The organism is Moheibacter sediminis (assembly GCF_900176425.1).
Lineage (GTDB): Bacteria > Bacteroidota > Bacteroidia > Flavobacteriales > Weeksellaceae > Moheibacter > Moheibacter sediminis.
The window spans coordinates 290,546-316,194 of the sequence record NZ_FWXS01000003.1 but is presented as its reverse complement, the minus strand read 5'-3'; the positions used below and the strand labels follow the sequence as shown (position 1 = coordinate 316,194).

Sequence of the window (25,649 nt, the reverse complement as noted above, 5' to 3'; positions counted from 1 at the left end):
TAAACTAGTTTTTATTTAATCTTGAAAATAACTCTTCGCGATAATTGGTAATCTGTATTGTTATCAATCCCCAGACCTTTAGTAGTTAACCTCGATGCTGAAATCCCTTTATCTGTAATAACTTTCTTTACAGCGTCGGCCCTTTTTAGTGACAATTTTGTGTTATAATCTTTCCCACCTACCGGATCAGCATAACCTATAACCTCTATTTGAGCATTTGGATGAGCTTTCATATACTCTACTACAAAATCAATTCCTCCAATTGATGATTTATAAGGTTGAGAAATATTGTAGTCAAAATAAACATTAATAATTCCGCTGTTTACAAGCTGCTCTAAAATCTGGCTATTTGACATCACATCTGAAACTCCGTTACAATTACAATTTGCTTCTATATATCTCTCAATCGCATCTGGAACCCCATTATTATTTGAATCAATGGTAATTCCTTTGGTATCTACGATTGCACCAGGGACTGAATTCGGTTCCTGATCTAAATAATCGGCAACTCCGTCGCCATCAGAATCCATCAACATAGCTTCGATTTTCTGAAAACGGCTTTCATAATCTGGATTTAAATTTTCAGAATACCAGTCTGCGTGCTTCTCTGCACTACCCAGATAATAGGTCAATCCCAGCGACATATTGTACATGGTTCCATCAAAGCCTCTTCGGTTGCCTAAAAAAGTCTGACCATCAAATGTATTTTGCTGTTTATAATTATTGATAATTGTGAAATCTCCAGTCAAAGCAAATTTATCTGACAATCGAACCTGACCAGTCAATCCGGCAATGAAATTTGCCATCTCATCTGTATCATTTATGATGCCGCTGGCATCACCCTCGAAGTTATCGTTGCTCATAATAGAATAACCCACTCCCATGTGTGCCAGCAAACCAAAAGTATTGGTCCATGATTCAAAATTCAAGGCTCTCCCTACATTTATAATCCCCTGTAGGCTAATCTTATAAAAATCCGTTTCAAATTTTTTGCTTTCATCATCATTTTTGAAACGATCATATGCCACATCCATTTTAAGTCCGAATTTGGGGCTAAACATATAGCGTGTTCCAATATCAACATGGAAAAAGCTAAATTGAGGAGAGGAATAACCATCTGTAAATGGATCTGTAGGTTTGCTCATCCCTCCGTTTAGTTCCAAAGACCATTTATTGTAAAAAATTTGATGGGGTTTTTCATGCAGTACTTCAGTAATTTCATCCAGAACTACATCACTCTCTTGCGCAAAAGAAATTGCAGCAGCAAGAGACAAGGCGGCAAATAGCGCTTTTCTCATAAGTTTATTATTGGTTAGGTTAAAATTGATTCAGATTAACTGAACCAGACTCAAATTTATAATATTTCTTTAAAAACAAAAGTTATTTCTTCAATTTTTAGAAAGGATGATTTCTTCTGATGATACATCGAATCAATCTATTCAAAATTTAATTTGTTATTTTAGCCTTAAATTATCTTTTCAATTATTTCTTAGATGAAAAAAATATTCTTTTTATTCAGCCTTTGTATTTCAATTTCAATATCTGCTCAAACTGCTGAAAGCATCATCAATCAGCATTTGGAAAGTTCCGGCGGCATTTCAAAATGGAAAGGTTTAAATTCAATTATTTTAAAAGGTTCCGTGACTTTAGGAATTGAAGAATCTTTTTCTATGGTTATTTACCACAGGAGACCGTACGAGAAAAAAGTTGCATTTATCATCGAAGGAAAAGAAGTTTTAAATGAAGGCTATGATGGAAAAAATGGATGGACTTTCAGTGAAATTTCTAAAAAAAATGAAAAAGTTCCGGGTTATCAGCCTGATTCTTTTGATTCGGACATGATGGAATATTCCAAAAAAGGATTTGAGGCGCAGTACATCGGCAAAGCGAAAGAAGAAGGAAAAGAATGTTACAAAGTTGTACTGACAAAACATACCAATAAAATAACTTATTGCTTTTCTACAAAGGATTATTCATTGCTTTCGGAAGAAACGAATGAGGAAAAAACACTTTATTTTGATTATAAATCTTTTGACGGATTACAATTTGCGACAAAACAAATCGGAAGACCAAAAGATGGAGGAGAATATGTAATTAAATTCAATCAAATTCAAATCAATCCTGCTATTTCGGATAAGGTTTTTAAGTTTTAGAAGTTACATTGTCATTCCAAGCTACGAGGAATCTTAAACTATTAGATTGCTCATTCCACTAAAGTTACATTCGAAATGACAAATTATAATTCAACGCCTCATTCCTATTTCGATTCCTTTTATTCTACGATAAAGTTCGGTTGCATAATTATCGGTCATTCCTGAAACATAATCCAGAACGCCTAAGACTTTTTGGTAATCTGTTCCATCTTCATAAAGAAATTGATTTGGAATCAGTTTGATGGCTTTTTCTTCAGACTTTGATTTCTTTTGTTTCAAAATAGGCGAAACGAAATGTGACAACAATTCATACATGACATTAAATCCTGCGTTTTCAATTTCCACCACAGAATGATGGTTGTAAATATTTTCGACTGAGAATTCTTCAATTTTATCTAAGATTTCATTGGCAGAATTATTTCCTTCCTGAATCAGTTTCAATAAAGATTTGTCTAAATCTCCATTTAAAATCAATTCAAAATTGTTTTCATAGGCCTTGGCTGAATTCTGAATCAATTGTCCGATGGATTTTGCTCTTAAATAAGAAATTTTTTCATTTTTATCCGAAATGGTTTCAAGTCTGTTTTTTACTTTGTCAATTCCTTTTGCATCGAGCGAAGCAATTAAATCAACCAAAAGATTAACGCATTTGTCATGGTCGATAATACCCAATCGATGCGAATCTTCGAGGTCGATAATGTTGTAGCAAATGTCGTCAGCCGCTTCTACCAGCCAAACAAAAGGATGTCTTTTATAAATTAAAGGCTTATCATTTTCCTGAATCATTTGAGTTTCAGAAGCTATTTTTTGGAAATTTTCTTTTTCTGACTGGAAGAACCCAAACTTTTTGCGGTGGAGAATTCCTTTGGTTCGCGCAACGGATTCACAAGGATATTTGGCTATGGAAACCAAAGTTGCATAAGTCAGTCCCATTCCTCCTTCTGATTTACCGGATTGCTGTTGGGTGAGGATTCTTATGGCATTTGCATTTCCTTCGAAATAGATGAAATCTGTCCATTCTTTTTCGGAGAATTTAGATTTGAAATTGGATTCGTTTTTCTCGAAAAAGGAAGCAATGGCATCTTCTCCCGAATGTCCAAATGCGGGATTGCCTATATCGTGGCACAAACAAGCGGAAGAAATCACGTTGTACAAATTGTGTTTGTAGAATTGTCGCGACTCTTTGTTGAGTTTCTCTTTTTCTTTTTTATAGATGAATTCGCCGACTAAACTGCCTAATGAACGTCCTACAGAAGCGACTTCCAGCGAATGAGTCAATCTGTTGTGCACAAAAACACTTCCGGGAAGAGGAAATACTTGTGTTTTGTTTTGGAGACGGCGGAAGCCTGATGAAAATATGATTCGGTCAAAGTCTCGCTGATAGGCGGTACGTGTATCTTGTGTGGCATCGATCCCTAAACGTTTTGGGGAGTAAATTGAGTTCAAATCCATCATGAAACAAATATAGTAATTGGGAGTTGGTTTTGGAGTTTGGTTTTGCAAGAATTTGATTTTGGGATTTTGAGACTATTTAAAATGATTAAACTATACCAACGAGAAGTCATGAAATGTTTAGCGATCAAATGTTTTCGAGAAAAAATGAAACTCTTTTGTTTATTTATGAAATTAAGGAAGCAAATTAGATTTTGTCATAATTTTCATTTAAAAATATAATCCAAACGAGGACTATGATTTAAAAGCTTACGTATGAATTTGAAATTAAAAACTGGAGTCTTCCTGAAGAAATGATTCTAATCACAAAAGGGATAAAACACATCTATTTGGGCACTACCATAAAATTTAAAAAAAATCAGTATAAAAAATATAAAAAAAGAAAACGCAGAAGATAGGAATGAAAAAAATTAAATCATCATTTGAAATGAAACTTTATATTTGAATCATTCTAAAGCTAATTTCTATGAAAAAAAATTTGTTACTTCTCTTACTTTTTATTTCCATCTGCTCTTGTACAGAAAATACTCGTGAAATCAGAGATCCTCAAATGTTGAATCAGGAAGATTCTCTGAGAGCAAGTTTGAATATACAAATAATGAATTTCACCGAAATTGATAGTTCAGGTATATTAATATTTCCTCTTCAGATGGGACAGAATAAGAATCGCAGAAATGAATATGATTACAAAGAAATGTCTTACAGTAATTATTGGAACATTATTTTTTATAATTCTAAAACAAGTGAATATCATCTTCTGACAGAAGAAAAAGTGATTATCAATCAATTTGATTATCAATATGATGAACGTTCAGGCACAGGACTAGATAAGTATATGTTTTATGAGGTAACTAAAAAAGATTTCAATGAGGATAAACTTCTGACAGGCAAGGATCCTGTTTATCTTTTTGTTTCCGATAAAGAAGGTAAGAATTTCAGACAAATATCACCGTCAGATACCAGTCTTGACAAGTGGAAGTACATCAAAAGTTCAGGAAAAATCATCATGAATGTGACCAAGGACAGCAATAAAAATTTATTGTTTGATGATAAAGACGAAGTTTCAACTTTTGAATTGGTGCTTGAATTAAATGAAGTTCCAGTTGAAATTTTCAGCGATAGCCTGAAAGATAAATTGAGGATGCTCTATAACAGAGACTGGAAGCGTATAAAGTAGTTTTATTTAAATAAAATTCATTAAATTATTTTGTTGAATAAATCCTTATCTCTTTATCTATCTTGGCTATCCTGATGGGGAATGAATAAGTAATTCCGGCAAAGTGTGTATTGATTTCCCTGAAGTCCTTATTGGTCAGGTTCCAATTGTAGCCGTAAACCAATTTAAAATTAAACATTCCAAATCCTATTTCTGGTCTCAGTACAAATGCTCCGTCATCGAAATCTGTATAATACATCATATTTAATCCAAATGCAGTTCCGCCCATTCCTCCTGCTGACCATACACCTATTTTGGGTCCAACAATCAATTTATCTCCTAACCTAAATTCACTTGAAAAAAAATAAGCAGATGAAAAAGAATGATGTCCTACTAAAGTATGTCTTAGAAAAGACATTCCAATTTCTCCAAAACTATATCTACCTTGGTTGAAAGATGCTAAGACACCTATATGTTTTTCATTTTGTAATCTAATAATCCTCACAGAATCATTTTCTTCATAAACAGGTAAACCAGATTTTTGAATTTGCAGAGAATCCTGAGCCGAAGCAAATCTTGCAAAACAAATTAATAGGATGAATATTTTATACATAGTAAAAATATTTAATTGACTTGCTTGGACAAAATAAACTGCGGGCCTATGGAACCATCATAAGTTCTGTTAGTATTTTGGTAACCGGTTTTGACGTAAAGCTGGATGGCGTGTTCGTTTCTGGCATTGACCGCTAATGTAATGTGAGTACGATGTGGGAATTGATTTCTCACAAAATCATCCATCAAAATCATGGTGTCCTTACCGATTCCTTTTCCCTGGTATTTTGGATTTAATGAAAGCGAGCGGAGCAAAACAGCATTTTCATCTGCTGTAAAAATTGTTTTTTCATCGGAATCATCGAGAATGAAAAATCCGACCGGAATTTCATCATGCAAAATGGTCACGGGAAACTTTCCGGGAATGGTTTCTATCTTTCTGTTTACAATATTTTCATAAACTGAAGCAGTAAATTTTGATTGGGTTTCGTCTAATTGAAATGAATTCAATTCATCAAAATGGGACGTTTGATAAGGAACTAACTGTACCATGTTACCAGCTTCCGCTTGCGCCACCACCGCCGAAACTTCCTCCACCAAATCCGCCGAATCCTCCACCACCAAATCCCCCGCCTGAGCTTCCTCCTCCGAAACCGCCGCCGCTGCCCCATGAGCTCGCGCCGCCGCTGGTAAGAATCACATCTGTCCAGTTGAAACCTCTTCTGCCACGGTTTCCGCCACTTCCACCTCCACCGCCTTTGGATGCGATGATTATAAAAATGATGATAACGGCAATGAAGAATATAAAAATCAAAAATCCGTAAGGGTCATCGCCTTCCTTTTTTGGTTCGGCTTTGTATTTACCTGCCAATACTTTGGAAATCGCCGTGGTAGCATTGTCTACACCACCATAATAATCTCCTTGTTTAAATGACGGGATCATTTCCTGTTCGATAATGAGTTTTTCTATGGTAGGCGGCATTTTTGCCTGAATTCCATATCCACCACGTATCGTAACTTTTCGGTCGTCATTGCTGAGAACGATGACAATACCGTTGTGTTGGTCTTTCTGTCCGACACCCCATTTTTCGCCGATTTCATTGGCTAGAAGTTCGATGGGGTAACCGTCTAATTTTTTAAATGTAACGACTGCAATCTGTACCGAAGTTGAATCGTCGTAAGCTACTAATTTCCTTTCCAACTGGTCACGTTGCACAGCGTCGAACATATTACCGAAGTCGTGAACAAGTTTTTTTTCAGGTTTAAATTCCCCGCCCGTTACCTCATAAGGAGTCTGTGCAAAAAGATTTGCACTAAATATGAAAATAAATAAAAAAAGAAATTTAACTCCAACTGATCTCATCGGGTAATTCGTTTGTGTCGTCTTTTTGGTAAGGGAAATGTTCCTGAAGTGCTTCGCCAGCCATTTTGATTCCCTGGGTCAATCCTTTTGCGTATTTTCCTTTTTTAAATTTTGAAATGACTGTACGTTTGATTTCATCCCAGAAATCATGAGGTGTAACTTCATTAATTCCGATATCACCGATGATTGTAAAATTGTGGTCTTTGGGACAAAGGTGAAAAAGTACACCGTTTCGGTGTTTTGTTTCATTCATTTTGAGTGAATGAAATACAGCGATAGATGTTTCTACATGGTTTTGTGAAGAATCCGCGTCGATGTGTACACGGATTTCTCCACTTGTATTTCGTTCTGCCTTTTGAATGGCCTCTACAATTTTCTTTTGTTGCTTATCTGTGAGAAAGAATTCTTCCAAAATGAATCTAATGTTTAATGATTAAAGCTTAATGATTAATTCAAAAAACCTTAAAACAATTTGTTATTCAAAATTAACAGGTGGAGCGTTTTCTGCGCCTTCAGCAGCTTTGAAATATCCTTTTTCTGTAAATCCGAACATTCCAGAAATCAAATTATTGGGAGCAGTTTGTATATAGTTATTATAGCCTTGCGCTGCTTCATTGAATTTTCTTTGTTCAAATCTAACTTCATCTGCAATACTTTCAAGGGACGTTTGAAGATTTAAAAAGTTTTGATTTGCTTTTAATTCAGGATATTTTTCTACAACGACCATCAAACGGCTCAATGCACTGGACAAACCATCTTGTGCTTGTTGGAACTGCGCTATGTTTTCAGGTGTTAAATTCGTAGGATCAATCGTTGTCTGAGTCGCTTTTGAACGTGCTTCGATTACTTGTGTCAAAGTTTCCTGCTCAAAATTTGCAGCACCTTTTACTGTGCCAACTAATTGAGGAACCAAATCTGCCCGCTTTTGATAAGCTGTTTCTACATTACCCCATTGGCTTTTCACAGCATTATCTTTAGGAACTATTCCGTTGTAAATCCCTACACCCCAAAATACTACAATCAAAGCAATAACAAGGATAACACCTCCGATTATTCCTCCTACAAGACAACCTTTTTTCATCTGTTTTTAAGTTTAAATTTTATTAGATGTAAATGTAATTATTTTTTTGATATTTATGCGCTGTCGAAAATCGGAATGATTTGGTTAAATATATTAGATTCTTCCTTCGTCCGAATGACAGTTTACATCCACATGAAAGAATTAATTCAACCCTACTTGCAAAAGATGTTTTACCCAGCTTTCATGAAGCGGAGATTCCCAGCTTTCCTCGAAATCAGAAAGTTTTGTTATTCCGTTGTGGAAAACGGAAGCTTCGTCCGGAATCTGGTTAGCTTTTACTTTTTGTTTGAATTCAGACAATGGAATTGTGATAATTTCTTCATCTATTTTATAAGAAACCAACATACGGTTGAGCAGTCCGAAATTGTATTTTTCTTCTAGCAATTTGATTTGCCGCGTCATGCTGTCGATAGAACACCCGGAGGCCATCGCTTTGTTTTCGTCAACAGCTACAACAATAAACCGGTCATAAGGAATGGCATATGTACCTGTCAAAGCAGTTCCGTGAGCGTTCCACTCGCGCATGAAACTGTCTAATTTTTGTTCAATTTCTGTGATTTCCTCTTCGTTGAAATTTCTTGTGGACTGGAAAATCCAGATTTTTGAATCGGGCGGTAAGTTGGGAGATGTATTTGAATATTGTGAGTTCATTTTATAATGTTTAATTTTAATATGCAAATATCGGTAAATTAATGCAACTGAAACATGATTTAGATTTCAGTTTGAGAGTGTGAATAATTTATTTTTTCATTCATTTTTTCTTTGTCAGAAGGCAGAAATCCAAAATGTTCTTTGAATACTTTTGTGAAATACCCGGGTGATTCGAACCCTGTCGAATAGGCAATTCCAGCTATATTATCCGTATCGGCACGGAGCATTTCATAAGCTTTTTGGAGCTTTACATTTCTGATAATTTTTACAGTCGTTTGGTTGGTAATCGCCTTTAATTTTCGATTGAGCTGTGAAGTACTGAGGCTCACTTTTTCTGCCAAATTTTCCACACCAAATTCAGCATTGGTTATATTTTTTTCTACGATGGAAATTATTTTATTGAGAAAATCTGTGTCGCGGGAAGTCAATTCCATTTCTTCTGGTTTTAATACAACGGAAGTGCTGAATTTAGTTCTCAATAATTTCCGCTGCTGAATTAGATTATTGGTTCTGATGATTAACTCCTTTACCGAAAAAGGTTTGATAAGATAATCATCTGCACCTGTTTGAAGTCCTTCGAGCTTATTTTCTTCACCCGATTTTGCAGTCAGTAAAATGACCGGAATGTGACTTGTCACGGTGTTGGATTTCAGATTTTTGGACAAATCAATTCCATTCATCTTTGGCATCATGACATCACTTATAATCAAATCGGGAATTAAAGTTCTTGCCATTTCAAATCCTTGTTCGCCATTTTCTGCAATTTTTATGTTGAATGAATTACCTAGACTTTCTTGGATGAATTTTTGCAAATCAGCATTGTCTTCCACTACCAAAACCATCGGAAATTCCTGAATTTCAAGAATTTCTTTTTCTGCATTTTTTGAATTAGATTTGGAATAAATGAACGAATCCTGTGGTTTATTTTCACGTAAAATTTCATCTGAAACTTCGTTTGAAATATTAAGCTGAACTTTAAATTCAGTTCCTTTTCCTTGTTCACTTTTGACTGATACATCACCCCCGTGTAATATGGCAAGTTCTTTCACCAGAGCTAATCCAATACCAGATCCGCCATGATTTCTTACCGAAGAATCATCTGCCTGGTAAAACCGGTCAAATATTTTGGAAAGGTGTTGAGCTGGTATTCCCAGTCCATTATCGATTACATAAATATTCACAAAATCAGATTCGTGTGAAATTTTCAATTGAATTTTTCCTTTTTCTTGTGTAAATTTCAAAGCATTTGAAAGCAGATTTGCAGTGATGGAAACAACAGCATCACGTGAGTAGGAAATTTTTTCTTTTGCAAAAAATGTTTCAGCCTCACAATCAATTTCAAATTTTAAATCAATATTTTTCTGCTGTGCCAACGAATCAAACATTGCAAATGTATTTTTCAATTCCTGCAATAAATTTCCATTTTGAAAATGAAGCTGAAAGGTTCCTGATTCGAGTTTTGACAAATCGAGTAATTTATTAATCAAATCCAATAGTATCTGGCTGTTTATTTCAATTTCGTTTAACCTTACACTTTCTGTTTCAATCAATTCAGTTTTTTGCTTCATCAATTCTACCTGACCTTTTATCAATGTAAGCGGCGTTCGGAATTCGTGCGTGATATTGGTAAGAAATCTCGATTTGGTTTTGTCGAGTTCCAAAAGTGCATCGGCAACTTTTTGTTTCTCTTCTAATTGTTGTTTGCTTATTTTTTTCCTTTGTTTATTTTGATAAACGAAAAATCCCCCTGCGCCGCACAAACCTATTAACCCGCTTAAATAAAGGTATTTCTGTTTACGTTGAGTTTCTAGTTTTGCATCACGAATGGCAATTTGGTTTTCTTTTTCAACGAATTCTCTATCCATTTCAAGACGTGTAATTTTACGTGTGTTTTCTTCGTTAAAAAGGCTGTCTTTGTAAGCAGTGTATAACTGGTGATTTTCGTAAGCTTCTTTGTAGTTCCCCAATGAATGATTGACTTCCGACAAACTTTTATAGATGTCCTGATTCAATTCATGCGCCCCAATATTTTTCGCCAAGTCAAGTGCTTTTGATATCCATTTTTTAGCTTCGGCCGGATTTCCCTGAAGCATATAAATACCGCCAATGTGTTCCTGAGACGAAGAAACACCAAATAAATCACCAATTTCTTCACTTATTTGTAAGGCTTTTTTGTAATGAATCAATGCTTCGGAAAGATTTCCCATATTCTTATAAACTTCCCCCACACTGTTGTATGTGAGTGTCATTACATATTCACGACCTTCAATTTCATTTAGAATTTTAAGTGAAGAATTGAGCTGTTCCAATGCTTTTGGATAATTTCCCATTTGGTTATAAGCATTGCCAATATTGCCAAATGACATTGCCAAATCTCCCTTTTGATGTCTTTCCTTGTAAATTTTGTGCGCTATGAAATAGTTTTTAAGTGCAGAGGAATAATCTTTCATGGAATAATAAAGCAAACCAATGTTTGCATGACAGGCCGCCACACCCTGTTCATCATTTGCTTCTTCATCAATTTTCAAAGCATCATGAAAATATTTAAGTGCCTCGTGGTAAGCACCTTGCTGTGCATAACCAATCCCTAAATTGCCGTATGTACTTGCCAGTTCACTATTTTCCCCAATCTGTTTTTTTAAGTCTAAGGAAATCAGAAAGTTTTCGATGCCTTTGTTGTAATCTCCGGTTTCTAAACTGATAGTTCCCATCGTGTTGTATGCCTTTGCTTTTCCTTTTTTGTAATCAATTTTATCAGATAATTTTATTGCTTTGTTGATATAATAATAAGCAGAATCATAATCACTCGTTCTGTAAATCAACCAGGCCAATTGATTCCAAGCGTTGATCTTGACTGTGTCGTGCTGGGTTTTGGATAAAACATTCAACAAAGAATCTATTTCAGGCTTTGTGTTTTGTGCAAATGAAAAGCCTGAAAATGAATAAATAAGAAGAATTGTAAAAAGAGGTTTAATAAATTCAAAGGTTAGTGGTTTGAATTTGGTTTTATGCATTATTTAATTTCAGATAATATTTATAAAATTAATCAACTGTTAAAGAAATGCAAAATTAAAAAAACGTTATAAAAGCGTTACATTTCTGTATTTCAGATACATAAATTTTTATTTTACAAAAAATACTTGAAACAAAGCCTTAATAATACTATTTATTGCTTGAAATTTAGAATAAAAGCAAGTGTTTCATATTTAATATTGCAATACAAATTAAAATTTTAATTAACACATCGAGGAAATTCATCATTAACCTTAAAAATGAAAAAAATGAAAAAATTATTACTATTATGTATTTTTTGTGCAAGCTCTATCGCAATAAACGCACAAACACAGCTTACAACTTATGGTTGGGAACAATGGGGAATTTATACTTCTGTTCCTGTAGGTGCAAACATCAATCAAAATACTGAAAATGTCTTTGAAGTTGAAAGTGACCAGTTCTTTATTCGCCTTGAATTATTTGATACCAATGGTGCAGGAATAGATGAATTATCAGAGATTTTACTAGAAGGTGCCACCAATGCAGGAATAGATGCTCCAAGTCAAATTAGCCATTTTAGCCCTAATGGAAATGAAATAGCCTATGTTACAGGCAGAGATTCCGCAAACAATGCAGTTTTATTTGGTTTGGTGTTTGGCGGAACAGAAGATAGTTTTATCAAATACACCGTTGTATGCGATTCTTCAAACTGGAAAACTGCAGTAGATATGATTAAAAGTGTAAAAATGAGATGAGAAATTAATTATCAAAATTTTATAATATTAAAAAATCTATTATGAAAAATTTAATTGCTATTTTTTTACTTACCATTCCACTCATGGTTTTTTCTCAAGTACCGGGAAGTGACCGCGATAAACATGGCTGCATCGGTTCGGCTGGCTACACTTATTCACAAATAAAAAAAGAATGCATCCAGATTTTCAATGAAGAGATCAAACTTTCAAGTACCGGAGAAGAAAGTTATTCTACACAGACTTGCATAATTTTTAACGAAACCAAGAAAAAGGCTGAAGTTTTTTTACCCAACGAAGCAAATAGTTTTGTTTTAAAAAGAAAACAAAAAGACGGAAAAATCTGGTGGGAAAAATCTGGAATAGAGTTGTCTGAAATAAACGGCGGCTACGAATTAAAGAAAGACGGTGTATTGATTTACAAAAGCTAAATAGCTCTAAAAAACTGATATATAATGAAAAACATCCGTCAAATTGGCGGATGTTTTTTTATCAAATTTATTGTTATTTCAAATGGTCGATGAGTAATGAAGCGGTTGCAGGATTGGTTGCCAAAGGTACATTCCACACATCGCACATTCTGAGCAGCATATTGATATCGGGTTCGTGAACGTGTTTGCCCATCGGGTCACGAAAAAAGAAAACCATGTGCGTTTTTCCTTCAGCGACTCTTGCAGCAATCTGCGCATCACCACCTTTGGGACCGGAAAGCATCTTGGTTACTTTGAGTCCGGCTTGTTCTACAAAGCTTCCGGTGGTTCCGGTCGCGATGATTTCTACATTATTTTCTCTCAATTTCTCAATATTTTTCATGAGAAAGTTGACCATTTCTGCTTTTTTTCCGTCGTGTGCGATGATTGCTAGTTCCATTATAAATCCTGTGCTTCAGCGATTAATTCTGCTAAATCTTTTACCAAAACCTCGGTTTCCTTATTTTTATTTTTGATGCCGTCAGTCATCATCGTATTGCAAAAAGGACAACCCGTCGCGATGATTTGCGGAGCGGTTTCCAATGCTTCTTCGGTGCGTTCGATGTTGATGTCTTTTTTTCCCGGCTCGGGTTCTTTAAACATCTGTGCTCCTCCCGCTCCACAACACAATCCGCGAGTTTTGCAGCGTTTCATTTCTACCAATTCGGCATCTAGTTTTTCGATGAGTGAACGTGGCGCTTCGTAAATATTATTTCCTCTTCCCAAATAACACGGGTCGTGGAAAGTAATTCTTTTTCCTTTGAAAGGTTGATTTCCTTCTATAGTCAATTTGTTTTCGTTGATCAATTTCTGAAGAAACTGCGAATGATGTAAAACTTCATAATTTCCACCCAAGGACGGATATTCATTCTTTAAAGTATTGAAACAATGCGGGCAAGTCGTCACAATGGTTTTGATTTCGTAGGCATTGAGGACTTCTATGTTCATCATCGCCTGCATCTGAAATGCAAATTCGTTTCCGGCACGTTTTGCGGGGTCGCCTGTGCAGCCTTCCTCTGTTCCTAAAACTGCAAACTCAGTCCCTACTTTATTCAATATTTTGACAAAAGCTCTTGTAATTTTCTTCGCTCTGTCATCAAAGCTTCCGGCACAGCCTACCCAAAACAAAACCTCGGGTTGCTTGCCTTCTGCCATATATTGTGCCATTGTTTTAACTTCCATTTTCCTTTTGATTTAGAATAAAATCATAATAATAATCCTTTGCCTTTTTGAGAATTGTTGCTGAAACAAACATCGTTCTGTGCGGATTATCTTCTTCATGATTCAAATATTTCCATTTATTGCCTGTCACTTTATCGTTTATGGCAATTGTCATGCTTTGCATTTCTATTTTGATGGTATTATCATTGATGAACTCTACTTTCATCCCCTGCAATTCCATCAAACCCTTCATCATTTTTTTTTCTTCTTCATCTTTGAAAGATTGATCCAGAAAAATCATTTTCATGGAAAGTGGATAAGAAACGAAAGCATATTTTGTTTCCGGAACATCGGTGAAAACGTCTGATGCTGTAAATTTTATCTTTTCGGCATCTATAATTTCTATAGAATATTCATCATTTCCTTCGTAAACGCTTTTAATTAACTCAAGAAATTTTTCTTTGTTGACATATTCGAAAATTGTCGGATACATCAAATCCAAAAAATGATTGTAATCTTTCTTTTCAAGTGCAGTGATGAAAGATTTCGAATCTTTTAAAATCTGTTCCTTATCCTTTTGCTGCGCAGTTACAGCAAATGAAATCAGGAAAATAAATATGAAACAGATTTTATTCATTTTAATATTAATTCTTAATCATTAAAAACCTGAATGGTCACTTCTTTGTCAACCAAATCCGTAAATCTCCCTTTGTAACGCGTCGCTTTTACCAAATGGTTGTCAATCCAGTGGTAATTTCCTCCACGCGGTTTTCCAAAGAGAATTCCGTGGTATTTGAATCCGTGTTTTTTCAACCAGATTTCCGTATATTCTCTGTGCGCTTCTGTTCTTGATGTGAAAAATGTAATGATGTGACCTTCGTCAAACCATTTGTTGAGCGTTTCCAAAGCGTCCGGGTACAATTCAGCCGTAAGCATTCTCTCCGGTTCCTCATTTGGAATATCGTCACAAATAGTTCCATCAATATCTATCAGATAGTTTTTGATGTCTTCCGGCAAAACAGGACTCACGTGCTGTCCCTGCTCTACTTTTTCATGCAACAATTTTTCTACTTCTTCTTTTTTCATACTATTAATTAATTTAAATTTTTAATTAAGGTAGTAATGAATACTTTACACTTTGTTTGTTCTAATCTTTTTCTGCCCAGTTCAGTCTATCCTGTTGGTTAAACTGCCACGGCGCGCTGTTGTTCTCGACATTTGCCATCATGAGATTTAATTCCTGAGGTGCAGCAGACTGCTCCATCACCAAATACCTTCTCAAATCCATGATGATTGAAAGCGGATCGATATTAATCGGACAAGCCTGCGTACAAGCATTACAAGTTGTACAAGCCCATAATTCTTCCGGTTTTATATAATCGTGAACCAATGTTTTTCCGTCATCTTCCCACTTCCCTTTTTCGTCCAAAATTTTGCTTATATCTTCAATTCGGTCACGGGTATCCATCATGATTTTACGAGGAGAAAGCAATTTCCCTGTGATATTTGCCGGACATTCTGCCGTACAACGACCACATTCGGTACACGTATAAGCATTTAATAATTGAACTTGATTCAAATCAAAAATATCTTTTGCACCAAATGTTTCAGGTTCTGCCGGCACAGCATCCGCTGCCGGTACAGCAAACGGATCTGCATTGGGATCCATCATCAATTTTACTTCACGTGTCACTGATTCCAAATTATTGAATTCTCCTTTTGGTTTTAACTTGGAGAAATAAGTATTTGGAAACGCCAATATGATGTGTAAATGTTTAGAATAATATAAATAATTAAGGAAGAACAAAATCCCTATGATGTGAAACCACCATGCAATTCTTTCCACCAAAATTAAACTTGATTCGCTTAAACCACTTAACAATGGAGCTGTCAGCCAGCTGCTGATCGGGAATCCACCCGCTTCGCTGTAATGTGCACTTCCCGTTTGCTGCAAAAGTGAATCGGCACCGTTCATGGTCAGTAAAGCTACCATGAAAGCAATTTCCATGTAAAGGATGTAGTTTGCATCACTTTTGGGCCAACCTTTGATTTCGCGGTTGAGGAAACGTTTTACTTTGATAACATTTCTTCTGATAAGGAAAATGACACATGAAACCAATGTCAGCAATGCGAGGATTTCAAAGAATCCAATCATCCCATTGTAAAAACCTCCCATGAAACTCAAGACACGGTGGCTTCCAAAAATTCCATCAATGAGAATTTCTAAAACTTCGATGTTTATGAGTAAAAATCCTACGTAAACAAATCCGTGTAAGATTGCTGGAATCGGACGAACGCCCATTTTACCTTGTCCCAATGCTACTCTCGCCATGGTTCGCCAACGGTCTGCCGGGCGATCAAAACGGGTATTGGGTTTGCCTAATTTGATGTTGCGAATCAGTTTTCCTACATTTTTGCTGAAAAACCAAATGGCCGCAATCAATAAAATTGTAAAAATAATGTTGTCTATGTACTGCATAAGGTATAATACCTATTTAAATTTTTTGTAATTGACTCTTTATCAAAGGGCTTTTAATTGCAAAAAAATCATTAATACTTTTAAAGCAGTTTACTTTTCTTCTGTGGGTTTCTGCTTTTTCCCAAAGATAGAAAATTGTACATATCTGTTTGGATTTTCCTTGAGATCTAAAAGCAATGCATCAAGCGTTTTTGAAGTCTGAATCAAATTATCGTAAAGCTGCTTATCGTTCATCATCGCGCCCAGCGTGCCTTCGCCACTGTTTACCTTCGCTAAAACTGTGTTTAGATTGACAGATGCTTCTTCGAAATTTTTAATAATTTTTTCTAATTCTAAATTATTAATCTTGTCTGCCATTGTCCCAAACTTAGCGATTGCTTGTTCAGCAGAAGCCAATGTATTTTTCAATTGGGCTTTATTATCAATAATCAATGAATTGGCATTGTCAGAAGTTCTGGTAATTGATTGTGCAGTTCCGTTAAATGTAACCAAAGTTGCATCTAAATTCCTCAATACATTTTTCAAACTTTGTCTGTTTTCTTCGTCCAAAAGCTTATCAACACTCATCATGGTCGAATTAACCGAAACCAATAAGGAATCTATTTTTCTTTTGGTTGGTTCCAATTCTTTCGAAAACATAGAAGTCAAAGATGGCTTTACCAAAGGACGAAGAGTATCTTCATTCCGTGCTTTAGGACCTTTATAATCCAATAAAAGTCTGATTTCCGGACCGGACATAAGTCCTGGTTCGTAGATTTCAGCAACTGTATTTTTAGAGAAATCAATGTCTCTTTCTAATGAAATTTTCACAACGAAATAAATCGGCGACTGTTTGTCCATGATTTTGATTTCGTCCACACGCCCCACTCTCAACCCATTTACAGAAACAGGTTTTGAAGGAGCAAGACCGCTCACATCATCGTATTTTACATAGTAGGTATTGCCGGAAGCAAATAAATTTTTTCCTTTTAGAAAATTAAAAAGAGAATAAAATCCTACCAATGTAAGAATTACTACAACGCCTGTCTTCACTTCTTTGGAAATTCTCATTCTCGAAATTTTGATGCAAAAGTAGGGTAATTTATACAAAACAAATGCCAAAAAAAACCAAAGATTCTTAATGGAAAAGTGTTTCAGTAGAAATTACTCAATTATTTTTTCTCCGTCAAAGGTAACTACGAACGCATTTTTGAATCCTTTGTCCTGAACTTGTTTCAAAGTGTTTTGCGCTGCATCATAGGTTTTCTCGGAACCATGGAAATATTTATACAACTTACCATCTTTGATTCGCAACACATTTTTCAAGCCGGCAAATTTCTGGTCTTTGTCTCTGTATTTCTGATTGGAAGTAAGGAATTGAATGCGGTAATTCTGTTTTCCCTGAAGCTTTTCATTGTTTGTAAATTCTGCAACAAAAGCATCTTTAAAGCCTTTTCTTTTGACCAGCTCAAGCAATTCATCACGCTCAGACGCCATATTCGTATTGCCGTAATAATATTTGTAAGTATCTCCGGTCTGCACAATTTCGACACCCGTCAAACCTTTCAATTGTGCTGCACTTGCAGAATATTTATTTTTCGAAACCAAAAACTGAATCTTGAATGTTTTTCCGGGAACCGGTTTCTCAACTTCTTTTGGTTTTTCTTCGACAACTTCTTCGCCAATTCCGCTTTTGCTGTCGTATTCTTTTTTATAAACATCAAAAGCTTTCAAAATCGCTTCTGACATTTCTTCTTTTCCTTTTGAACTTGCGAGGTAAGTTCCTTCGTCATAATTATTGATAAATCCCAATTCAATCAAAACTGAAGGAGAGGCATTTTCTCTGAGAACGTGAAAAATATTTTGTTTCACACCGCGGCTTGAACGACCATTTTTCACAAATTCATTTTCCACCAATTGGGCAAATCTGATGCTTTGTCCTTGGTATGCAGAGTGCATAATCTCAAATGCTATAACCGCTTCAGGATCGTTTGGATTAAATCTCTGGTAACGTTCCTGGTTATCTTCCAAAAGAATTACGTTGTTTTCACGCTGCGAAACCTCAATATTATCCTGCATTCGACGCATACCCATCACATAGGTTTCCGAACCGTAAGCACTGTTGTTTTTTGCTGAATTACAATGGATGGATATAAATAAATTTGCGTGATTTTTATTGGCAATAGAGGCTCTTTCATATAATTCCAAAAAGACATCGGTAGTTCTGGTATAAACCACTTTTACATCTTTGTATTTTTTTTCGATTAATTTACCGACCTGAAGCGAAACATCTAGTACAATATCTTTTTCGTTTTCCACTACACCCTTGGCTCCGGAGTCTTTCCCACCGTGTCCGGCATCGATTACAATTACGAAATTTTGCTTTTTTTGAGCGAATGAATTCCCTATGAATAAAAGGAAGAAGAGTGTACTAAAAAAAATTTGTTTGTTAATCATTGTTAATCTCATACTACAGCCACATTTTTTGATTACTTTTGACCCAATTTAGCGCAAAAATAAGTTTTATTACTTGTATAAAAGAGTATTTAAATACGTAATTGTATTATTTTTTCTACTGTTTATTAACAGTTGGGTGTTTTCACAAATTGAACCTAATCAAAACGTGAGTGACAGTTCGGTTATTGCTGTTGACTCTATCAAAATTGATACCGTTCAGCGAGAAGAACGCTTAGAAGATGTATTGGCTTATAATTCTGATGACCAGATTCACGAGTGGAGAAAAAAAATGAGTTACCTCATGCGAAATGCCGTAGTGAATTATACCGACATGGAAATCCGTGCAGATTATGTTGAAATCAATTGGGAAACGGGTGATGTTTACGCAGATGGAAAACGTGATTCTACCGGAATGATCATAGAACCTACGATTTTCAAACAGGCCGGAAAAGAATACGAACAGCACAGTTTCAAAGTCAATTTCAAAACAAAAGTGGGCGTTGCTTACAATGTAAGAATCAATGAAGGCGAAGGTGTTCTGGTCGGAAACCGTGTAAAACGTGCCAACGACAGTTTGATGTACATTCGTGGTGCTGATTATACGACAGATACTTATTTTATCGAAAGGAAGACAGAAGAACCGGATTATGTTTTGAGAGCCAGCCGTGCAAAATTTATCGATGGCAAAAAAAATAAAGTCATGATTACCGGTCCAATCAATATGAGGATTTATGATGTTCCTACTCCACTGACTTTACCTTTTGCTTATTTACCAATGGGCGATACAAGAAGTGCGGGAATCATTATCCCTTCATTTGGAGAAAGAACCGATGTAGGTTTCTTTTTGGAGGGAATGGGATTTTATTTACCCATCGGTGATTATCTCGACTTAGCGGTTACAGGAGGATTGTATACCAAAGGAAGCTGGCAGGTAAGAGCTGCATCAGCTTACCGAAAAAAATACCGATTCAATGGTAGTTTTGCGTTTGACTACCAAAACCGAGTTACCGGAATCAAAGGACTGGACAACTACAGCAAGTCAACCACCTATGCTTTGACATGGAACCATTCACAAGACGCAAAAGCAAATCCTAACTTAACATTTAACATTGGTATTAACTATAGAAGTTCAACGTTTTACCGCGATGGTATCAACAACAATAATATCATAAACGGAAATATTTATGACAATAATAGCAGTTCATCTATTTCAATTAATAAAATATTTCCAAATTCTCCTTTTTCGTTAGCAGTCACTGCTAATAACAATTTGAATTTCAACACAGGAGATATGCTATTCACATTACCTCAGCTTACTTTCAACATGAGCAGGATTTATCCTTTTGCACCAAAAGTAGGAAGTAAAAAAGGTTTATTAAACAACCTTGCAGTCGGATATAATTTAAATGTAATCAACAGCATCAACACAACAGAAGAAGAGGCCTTTACAAGCCGTATGTGGGACAATGCAAAAAATGGTGCAAAACATGCCGTAACTTTAAATACAGGTGTAACATTGGGAAGCTATTTTCCGGTGAGCTTCAGTGCGGGCTATGATGAAGTTTGGGCACTAAAGACAATCGACAGAAGATACGATTTTGAAGAAAGGAAAATTGTGGACACCAACATAAATGGCTTTGATGCTTACCGCGAATTTAACATGGGAACCAGCGTCAGTACCAATTTGTACGGAACTTACATTTCCAAAAATGAAAACGCCACCATCAAAGGAATCAGACACGTGATATCTCCAACAGTTGGATTTAGTTACAGACCGGATTTCGGAGCTGAAGAATGGGGATACTACACCACATACAGAGGTGCAGATGGAAAAAGGGTCATCTACTCAAGATTTGACAATGGCGCGTTTGCACCACCAAGCCGGGGTCAAAATGCAGGATTGAATTTCAGCTTGAGAAATAATCTCGAAATGAAAGTTCGTTCAAAATCAGATTCTACAGGGTTTAAAAAAATCAAAATTTTTGAATATCTCGACATCAGTTCTTCTTATAATTTAGCTGCCGAATCATTCAAAATGGGCGATATCAGCGTTTCAGGAATGACCAGATTATTTGACCAATTCAATTTACAGTTCAGAGCAAGTTTCAGCCCCTATAAAATTGTATTTGAAGATGGTTCCACAAGAGGTACGGAAATTGACAAAATAGGCGCATTCCGATTGACAGGATACAATGTAAATTTTGGTTACAACTTCGACAACAAAACTTTTGGTGGAGGAGAAATGGATTCAAAAAAATATAAAAAACGAGGAAGCGTCAGAAACGAAAATTTCTATTTTGACGACTATGATTACGCTCACTTTACAATTCCTTGGAAATTAGGATTATCATTAAATCACAGTTACATAAAAGACAATACCTTAGTGGGGACAAACAATACCGTTTTAGGTATCAATGCAGCGATTTCGCCATCGCCATACTGGAGTTTATCAACCAATACTTCATATGATTTTGTTTCGCAAAGATTTTCTCAGGCTACATTTAATTTCACAAGGGATTTACGAAGTTTCAACTTGACTTTTTCGTGGGTTCCTTTTGGACAATACAAAACATGGAATTTCTTTATCGGAATCAAAGCAAGCATTTTGAGTGATGCGGTTAAGTACGACGACAGATCTTCTCAGTTAATCAATCAATCGAACTTCTAAAAGTTCAATATATTTGCAAAAGAAAAAAACTAAATGAAAAATACAATCAACACTACAAAAGCACCACAAGCCATCGGACCATATAGCCAAGCAGTTTCTATCAATAATTTATTGTTTATTTCAGGTCAAATTCCTGCCGATCCGGAAACGGGAGAAATCGTTACAGGCGGCGTAGGCGAAGAAGCGCATCAGGTAATGAAAAATCTGAAAGCAATTTTGGAAGAAGCAGGGGCAACTTTTTCAAATGCTGTAAAAACAAGTATTTTCTTGAAAAACATGGATGATTTTGCTTTGGTAAATGAAATTTATGCTTCTTATTTCGAAGCAGGAAATTATCCGGCACGTGAAACCGTTCAAGTTTCAAAATTGCCAAAAAATGTAAATGTTGAAATTTCAATGATTGCTCACTTATAAAAGATGATTCACATTTTACGAAATTCTTTTGGGGTCATTCTCGGTCTGGCTGCCGCTCTGGCAATCATCATGCTGGGAATTACCCTTGATAAAAACTGGATCGAATACGATTATATACGCTTCCCTTATGAACACTGGAACCGTGTCATCAAACATGCCGCAAGAAGTGAGGAGGTCAGAAATGAATTCTTTGCAGTATTGCTTTTTTCATGCGGAATCGGTGCGATGGTGGGTGGATTGGTAACAGCAATTATCGTTAAACGCGCCAAAAAAGCATACGCTGCATTTGTTGGATTCATCCTATTCCTGATTGCATTGGGCGATGTGATTTTCACACCGCATCACCCAACCTGGTACGAACTTTCTATCATGCCCGTTTTTTTCTTTTTCTCTTGGCTCGGCGGTTTACTTACCGATGTCGTCACAAAGAAATTGGCTCAGGTGAAGTTATAACGGGATTTTCAGAAAGGAAAATTCCGTCTTCGATCAAATGCGCGACATCTTTTCTTTTTGAAATTAAGGAATGTAAATATTCTTTAATTTCATTTTGAATTAAATATTTATTCAAATAAGAAAGTTCATAAATTTCAACCGGAAGCAGCCATTCTTCTGGATATTCCAATTTTAATTTCTGGAAAATCTCATTGAGCATACTTTCCGAAGCGGAATTGTTTTCTCTTAAAAATCGAACTTTTTGGTACAAATCGCGAAGTGTTTGTTCACTCGAATCTATTTCCGTTTTCTTTTCTTTGGATTCCAAATGATGCGTTTTCATATCAAACGAAGTAAAATCTGCCGGGCCGGCATAAGCCGCCACAATCGTTTTGCCAATCGCCATGTCATAAACGCCCCAATCCGGATGAAATAAGATTTCATCATAATGTTTCACCGTACAATTTTTGAATGAAATCAAAAGTACTTTTCCTTTTCGGTTGCGTGCTCCGGTGATGACTTCGCCTTCCACAGTAATTCCACCTTCAAATTCCAATTTGGTCATATTGCCTTCTTTGATTTTGTAGGCTTCCAAGTCGTTGGGCGACATGTTTTCAATCGCAATATTTATATTTTTCAACTTACCGATTGGCGAGCCAAATCCTTCTGAATGATAAGTGGCTCCGTGACCGATTAATTCTTTTTCGTGGTAAGACAAAGCAGTTTTTCCTTCCGTTTGAACGTAAACCGGATTTCCATGATTGTCCGTAATTACTCTTTTGAAAAATCCTGAAACCTGAATTCCTGTATTGTATTCAATTGTTCCTAAATTTTTAGATTCAATTAATTGTTCGATTCCTTCCGTTCCACCTTTTCTCAATCCCATTTTATTGGCAAATTGTTCCAACACAAAATTCAAATGTGAAAAATCCGGCGTGACAAACAATTGCGGCTGTGGCTGCGTAATATCAAAAGAAACTTCCGCAGCAGAAAGATCATAAGGCATTTTTTTTACTTCAGTTCCCATGCACCATTTACTTTCACCAATCGAAGAAAGCAATCCCGCTCCATAAATTTTTGGATTTTCTAAAGTTCCAATCAAGCCATACTCAACTGTCCACCAATGTAAATTTCTGATTTTTGCCATTTCAGACAATTCCGTCATTGAATTCTGCAAATCCAAAACACGCTGATTGGCAATGTCAATCACTTTCGGGTCGCTATCACGGTCTTCTTTTACGATAGACAAATGGCGAATCGCTTCATACATTTCATAATCGAGTGAAGAGGAAATCGCTTTGCTTCCAATCTCACCGAATCTTCTTAAATACTCCGCATATTCAGGATTGGCTATAATCGGTGCGTGACCTGCAGATTCGTGAATGATGTCGGGAGCTGGTGTATATTCCATGTTTTCAATCTGGCGGATATCTTGTGCGATCACCAAAACATTGTAAGCCTGAAATTCCATAAAAGCTGTCGGCGGGATGAATCCATCCACCGCAACGGCAGCCCATCCAATGTCTTTCAGAATACGGTTCATACCATACATACTCGGAATATTTTCGGTAGAAATTCCGGTTTTTTGCAATCCCTCCACATAACTTCCGTGCGCAACCTGCTTCAAATAATCTACATTTTTACGCATCACATAACGCCAAACCGCTTGATCAACAGGCGTATATGAATTATAATCTTGGTTATTGATAAATTGTTTAAGGTGTTCGGGCAGACGTTTCAGAACTTCATTTTCTTCGTATGACATCACTTTTGTATTGTTTGTTTTGATTGACTAAGGTACGGATTTTTGTTGGATGAGTGATGTTAGAAGCTAGATGTTTTTATTTTACAACTTAATATTACCTTACAAAATCTTCCCATTTTCTACTTTTCACTTTTGACTTTTCACTCATTTTTTAACCTTACCTTTGTTCAAATTTATTTTACACAGAATTAATGACAACTCCAGATAAAAAAATACGTGTAGCAATCTCAGTCGGTGATGCCAACGGAATCGGATATGAAATCATCGTAAAAACTTTGCTTGATAAAAATATCCTCGATTTTTTCACTCCTGTAATTTTTGGCTCGACCAAACATTTGTCGCAATACAAAGATTTGTTGAATGACAATTCACTGCAGTTTTTTGGAATTAATTCTGCTGAACAAGCTGTTGACCGTAAGATCAATGTGGTGAATCTATGGAAAGAGCCTGCAAAATTGGAATTTGGAAACCCCACTGAAACTTCTGGAAAATACGCTTACGAATCTTTAAAAGCCGCTGCAGAATCCGTTCAGAATGGAGTTTGTGATGTTTTGGTAACCGCGCCAATTAATAAGAAAAACATCCAATCAGAAAACTTCAACTTCCCTGGCCACACCGAATATTTAGGAGAAGTTTGGAAAGGAAAACCTCTTATGTTTTTGGTTACGGAAATGCTGAAAGTAAGCTTGGTAACGCAGCACATTCCGCTTAAAGATGTGGCGCAAAAAATCAACAAAGAAAATATTACTGAAAAAGTTGAAGCCTTGCATCAAAGTTTAAAAGTTGATTTTGGCGTCAGAAAACCAAAAATTGCCGTTTTAGGATTAAATCCTCATTCGGGCGACAATGGATTGCTCGGTTCGGAAGAACAAGAAATTATCATGCCTGCCATTCAATCCCTTTATGAAAAAGGAATGTTGGTTTTTGGACCTTATGCGGCTGATAGTTTTTTCACGTCTTCAAACATCGAAACTTTTGATGCAGTTTTGGGCATGTACCACGACCAAGCTTTGATTCCGTTTAAAACTTTGTGTTTTGAAGAAGGTGTGAACTACACGGCTTCGCTTCCGTTCGTACGCACTTCGCCCGATCATGGAACAGCTTATGACATAGCAGGAAAAGGAATCGCAGATGAAACTTCGTTCAAAGAAGCTGTTTTTACGGCAATTGAAATTTTTAAAAACCGAACAGAATATGCAGAACTTACCCAAAATGTTTTGAAAACGAGAGAAATAAAATTAGAAAGAGAGAGCAGATAAAATTATTTTTCATAGTTTAGTAAAACCAACAAGTTTACCCTATTATGAAAATACTTTATTTTATGCTTTTATTGAGTTCAATTTCATTTGCTCAAAAACAAATTTCACTTGAAGAAATTCCACAAAATTTTGACAAAAAAGTTACGATTTGCGATAAAATCTATGGCTCTTACATCATCAAAAGCAACGGAATGACTTTACTGAATGTCGGAAAATCTTATCCCGACAATCCTTTGACATTGGCCATTTTTGAAAAAGATTTGAAAAATTTCAGTTATATTCCGGCTGATTTTTTACCAGAAAAATCATTTTGTGTAACAGGCAAATTGATTCTTTACAAAGACAAACCTGAAATTATTTTGAAATCGGAGAAAGACATTCAGATAATTGAAAATTCTCAGAAATAATATG

General features: G+C 35.8%; 26 protein-coding genes. 9 read left to right on the top strand and 17 right to left on the bottom strand.

Going from position 1 to position 25,649, the window contains the following annotated elements; translation table 11 throughout:
• Positions 1-11 precede the first annotated feature (11 nt).
• Complete coding sequence (locus B8977_RS06605; RefSeq protein ID WP_084016887.1) at positions 12-1,298, bottom strand: OmpA family protein; 1,287 nt, start codon at positions 1,296-1,298, stop codon at positions 12-14.
• A gap of 195 nt (positions 1,299-1,493) precedes the next feature.
• Here B8977_RS06605 and B8977_RS06600 point away from each other — a divergent pair, with 195 nt between their 5' ends.
• The gene (locus B8977_RS06600; RefSeq protein ID WP_084016886.1) at positions 1,494-2,153 is read left to right on the top strand and encodes a LolA family protein; all 660 of its coding nucleotides are present in this window, start codon (positions 1,494-1,496) and stop codon (positions 2,151-2,153) included.
• Positions 2,154-2,243: 90 nt separating this feature from the next.
• Here B8977_RS06600 and dgt read toward each other — a convergent pair whose 3' ends face one another.
• The gene (dgt, locus tag B8977_RS06595) at positions 2,244-3,605 is read right to left on the bottom strand and encodes a dGTP triphosphohydrolase (protein WP_084016927.1); all 1,362 of its coding nucleotides are present in this window, start codon (positions 3,603-3,605) and stop codon (positions 2,244-2,246) included.
• Between the two features lie 466 nt (positions 3,606-4,071).
• On the opposite strand from dgt, the gene B8977_RS06590 reads away from it, so the two are divergent.
• Complete coding sequence (locus B8977_RS06590; RefSeq protein ID WP_084016885.1) at positions 4,072-4,782, top strand: hypothetical protein; 711 nt, start codon at positions 4,072-4,074, stop codon at positions 4,780-4,782.
• A 25-nt stretch (positions 4,783-4,807) separates the two neighbouring features.
• Here B8977_RS06590 and B8977_RS06585 read toward each other — a convergent pair whose 3' ends face one another.
• From B8977_RS06585 to B8977_RS06555, 7 genes are all read right to left on the bottom strand, one after another.
• A complete protein-coding gene (locus tag B8977_RS06585; RefSeq protein WP_084016884.1) occupies positions 4,808-5,374 on the bottom strand; it encodes a hypothetical protein in 567 nt (188 codons plus the stop codon).
• An 11-nt stretch (positions 5,375-5,385) separates the two neighbouring features.
• On the bottom strand, positions 5,386-5,931 hold the full coding sequence (locus B8977_RS06580; protein WP_143736358.1) for a GNAT family N-acetyltransferase: 546 nt from the start codon (positions 5,929-5,931) through the stop codon (positions 5,386-5,388).
• Entirely contained in the window at positions 5,867-6,676 is an 810-nt protein-coding gene (locus B8977_RS15265; protein WP_084016882.1) for a TPM domain-containing protein, read from the bottom strand. The genes B8977_RS06580 and B8977_RS15265 overlap by 65 nt, the downstream gene beginning before the upstream one ends.
• Complete coding sequence (locus B8977_RS06570; RefSeq protein WP_084016881.1) at positions 6,657-7,088, bottom strand: TPM domain-containing protein; 432 nt, start codon at positions 7,086-7,088, stop codon at positions 6,657-6,659. Before B8977_RS06570 ends, B8977_RS15265 begins: the two co-directional genes overlap by 20 nt.
• Before the next feature lie 63 nt (positions 7,089-7,151).
• Positions 7,152-7,757, bottom strand: coding sequence for a LemA family protein (locus B8977_RS06565; RefSeq protein ID WP_084016880.1), 606 nt, complete (start codon positions 7,755-7,757; stop codon positions 7,152-7,154).
• Between the two features lie 141 nt (positions 7,758-7,898).
• Entirely contained in the window at positions 7,899-8,408 is a 510-nt protein-coding gene (locus B8977_RS06560; protein ID WP_084016879.1) for a hypothetical protein, read from the bottom strand.
• A 59-nt stretch (positions 8,409-8,467) separates the two neighbouring features.
• Positions 8,468-11,422, bottom strand: coding sequence for a hybrid sensor histidine kinase/response regulator transcription factor (locus B8977_RS06555; RefSeq protein WP_084016878.1), 2,955 nt, complete (start codon positions 11,420-11,422; stop codon positions 8,468-8,470).
• 267 nt (positions 11,423-11,689) lie between these two features.
• Here B8977_RS06555 and B8977_RS06550 point away from each other — a divergent pair, with 267 nt between their 5' ends.
• Complete coding sequence (locus B8977_RS06550; RefSeq protein ID WP_159447461.1) at positions 11,690-12,157, top strand: amidohydrolase family protein; 468 nt, start codon at positions 11,690-11,692, stop codon at positions 12,155-12,157.
• Between the two features lie 41 nt (positions 12,158-12,198).
• The gene (locus B8977_RS06545; protein ID WP_084016876.1) at positions 12,199-12,585 is read left to right on the top strand and encodes a hypothetical protein; all 387 of its coding nucleotides are present in this window, start codon (positions 12,199-12,201) and stop codon (positions 12,583-12,585) included.
• Positions 12,586-12,658: 73 nt separating this feature from the next.
• On the opposite strand, the gene B8977_RS06540 is transcribed toward B8977_RS06545, so the two are convergent.
• From B8977_RS06540 to B8977_RS06510, 7 genes are all read right to left on the bottom strand, one after another.
• Complete coding sequence (locus tag B8977_RS06540; RefSeq protein ID WP_084016875.1) at positions 12,659-13,024, bottom strand: methylglyoxal synthase; 366 nt, start codon at positions 13,022-13,024, stop codon at positions 12,659-12,661.
• Complete coding sequence (locus B8977_RS06535) at positions 13,024-13,806, bottom strand: (Fe-S)-binding protein (protein WP_084016874.1); 783 nt, start codon at positions 13,804-13,806, stop codon at positions 13,024-13,026. Before B8977_RS06535 ends, B8977_RS06540 begins: the two co-directional genes overlap by 1 nt.
• A complete protein-coding gene (locus B8977_RS06530; RefSeq protein ID WP_084016873.1) occupies positions 13,796-14,422 on the bottom strand; it encodes a hypothetical protein in 627 nt (208 codons plus the stop codon). The genes B8977_RS06535 and B8977_RS06530 overlap by 11 nt, the downstream gene beginning before the upstream one ends.
• 14 nt (positions 14,423-14,436) lie before the next feature.
• Entirely contained in the window at positions 14,437-14,871 is a 435-nt protein-coding gene (locus tag B8977_RS06525; RefSeq protein WP_084016872.1) for an LNS2 domain-containing protein, read from the bottom strand.
• Between the two features lie 61 nt (positions 14,872-14,932).
• A complete protein-coding gene (locus tag B8977_RS06520) occupies positions 14,933-16,264 on the bottom strand; it encodes a 4Fe-4S dicluster domain-containing protein (protein WP_084016871.1) in 1,332 nt (443 codons plus the stop codon).
• Positions 16,265-16,354: 90 nt separating this feature from the next.
• Positions 16,355-17,314 carry an MlaD family protein gene (locus B8977_RS06515; RefSeq protein ID WP_084016870.1) on the bottom strand — a complete coding sequence of 320 codons (960 nt, stop codon included), beginning with the start codon at positions 17,312-17,314 and terminating at the stop codon, positions 16,355-16,357.
• 93 nt (positions 17,315-17,407) lie between these two features.
• Entirely contained in the window at positions 17,408-18,700 is a 1,293-nt protein-coding gene (locus tag B8977_RS06510; RefSeq protein ID WP_245828469.1) for an N-acetylmuramoyl-L-alanine amidase family protein, read from the bottom strand.
• A gap of 166 nt (positions 18,701-18,866) precedes the next feature.
• On the opposite strand from B8977_RS06510, the gene B8977_RS06505 reads away from it, so the two are divergent.
• The 3 genes from B8977_RS06505 to B8977_RS06495 are packed head-to-tail and all read left to right on the top strand — an operon-like array spanning position 18,867 to position 22,235.
• Positions 18,867-21,368 (top strand): putative LPS assembly protein LptD, encoded by a 2,502-nt coding sequence (locus tag B8977_RS06505; RefSeq protein WP_159447460.1) that lies wholly within the window; start codon positions 18,867-18,869, stop codon positions 21,366-21,368.
• Between the two features lie 33 nt (positions 21,369-21,401).
• Entirely contained in the window at positions 21,402-21,782 is a 381-nt protein-coding gene (locus B8977_RS06500) for a RidA family protein (RefSeq protein ID WP_084016867.1), read from the top strand.
• A 3-nt stretch (positions 21,783-21,785) separates the two neighbouring features.
• A complete protein-coding gene (locus B8977_RS06495; protein ID WP_245828466.1) occupies positions 21,786-22,235 on the top strand; it encodes a hypothetical protein in 450 nt (149 codons plus the stop codon).
• Here B8977_RS06495 and B8977_RS06490 read toward each other — a convergent pair.
• Entirely contained in the window at positions 22,204-23,979 is a 1,776-nt protein-coding gene (locus B8977_RS06490) for an aromatic amino acid hydroxylase (RefSeq protein WP_084016866.1), read from the bottom strand. The two genes, B8977_RS06495 and B8977_RS06490, sit on opposite strands and share 32 nt — an antisense overlap.
• A gap of 191 nt (positions 23,980-24,170) precedes the next feature.
• Here B8977_RS06490 and pdxA point away from each other — a divergent pair, with 191 nt between their 5' ends.
• Together pdxA and B8977_RS06480 are read left to right on the top strand one after the other, a co-directional pair.
• Positions 24,171-25,238, top strand: a complete 1,068-nt coding sequence (gene pdxA / locus B8977_RS06485; protein WP_084016865.1) for a 4-hydroxythreonine-4-phosphate dehydrogenase PdxA — start codon at positions 24,171-24,173, stop codon at positions 25,236-25,238.
• Positions 25,239-25,282: 44 nt separating this feature from the next.
• Entirely contained in the window at positions 25,283-25,645 is a 363-nt protein-coding gene (locus B8977_RS06480) for a hypothetical protein (RefSeq protein WP_084016864.1), read from the top strand.
• Positions 25,646-25,649: the final 4 nt, after the last annotated feature.